The organism is Pseudomonas sp. SDO5522_S412 (assembly GCF_054071215.1).
In genome coordinates, this window is the sequence record NZ_JBSVWQ010000443.1 from 1 (window position 1) to 1,125 (window position 1,125).

Genomic DNA, 1,125 nt, shown 5'->3' on the forward strand with positions numbered 1-1,125 from the left:
GCGGCCCCACGTTTTTTGGGAGCGCTTCGCACTCCAGCGGGAGCAAGCTCCCTCGCCACAGCAAGCCCCTTTGCCATAGCAAGCTCCCTTGCCACAGTGTTGCAACACGTGCCGCTCAAACTGACCGCCTTTCGAGCAATCCCCGTATAATCGCGGTTTTTCTCGAAGGCACCCTCTCCCGTGGGCAATAAACGCTACAGCTGCATCGGTCTGTACAACCCCAAATCCCCCGAAAACGTCGGTTCGGTGATGCGCGCCGCCGGCTGCTACGGCGTGGCCTCGGTGTTCTACACCGGCAAGCGCTATGAGCGGGCCCGGGACTTTATTACCGACACCAAGAAGGTCCACCACGACATTCCGCTGATCGGTATCGACGACCTGAAAAAGATCCTGCCCCTGGGCTGCATCCCCGTCGCCGTCGAGCTGGTGGAAGGCGCCCGCCCTCTCCCCGAATACACCCATCCGGACCGTGCGCTGTATATCTTCGGTCCGGAAGACGGCTCCCTCGACAAAGAGATTCGCGACTGGTGTGAAGACGTGATCTACATCCCGACCACCGGTTGCATGAACCTCGCCGCCACCGTCAACGTGGTGCTTTACGACCGTCTGGCCAAGGGCAACAACACCCGTTCGGGCCCCAAATACTGATTTTTTGGGAACATCCGCGGCCTGTGTGCAGTCAGCTGCATATCAATCAGCCCTTGTTGGAGACAGATCATGAGCGACAGCAAAACCCTGCGACCCGTTATCCGGTCCACCCCGTTCGAGCCCCAACCCACGCAAAACGTCCAGGGCTGGGAACGCATCGGCTCCCTGGCTGGCGGTGTGGTGATGATGGGCAAAGGCCTGCGCCGTGGCGGCTTTTTCGGTTTGATCCAGGTGGCGATTGGCGGCGTAGCGCTGGCACGCGGGATCAGCGGGCATAGCTCGGCGAAAGAGTTGCTGGAGCGCAGCCGCCAGGAAATGAACAGCGTGCGAACCAAGATCGAACGCGCCGGTGAGGAACTGAAAAACCTCAAGACCAAGGCTGAAGTGGCGGCTGAAAACGCCAGCAAAACTGTGGGTTAACCCCGATCAAATGTGGGAGCGGGCTTGCTCGCGAAAGCGGAGTGTCAGTCACTGACT

Annotated in this window: 2 protein-coding genes; both read left to right on the forward strand. The window is 60.0% G+C overall.

Annotated elements, in window-relative coordinates:
* The first annotated feature begins 180 nt into the window (after window positions 1–180).
* Entirely contained in the window at window positions 181–648 is a 468-nt protein-coding gene (locus ACW9I6_RS32370) for an RNA methyltransferase (protein WP_003210674.1), read from the forward strand.
* Between the two features lie 69 nt (window positions 649–717).
* A complete protein-coding gene (locus tag ACW9I6_RS32375) occupies window positions 718–1,068 on the forward strand; it encodes a YgaP family membrane protein (RefSeq protein ID WP_003210673.1) in 351 nt (116 codons plus the stop codon).
* The last annotated feature ends 57 nt before the right edge of the window (window positions 1,069–1,125 follow it).

Bases quoted from the DNA above. Each gene is read 5' to 3' on its own strand.
- ACW9I6_RS32375 (WP_003210673.1), top strand. From the start codon at position 718: ATGAGCGACAGCAAAACCCTGCGACCCGTTATCCGGTCCACCCCGTTC.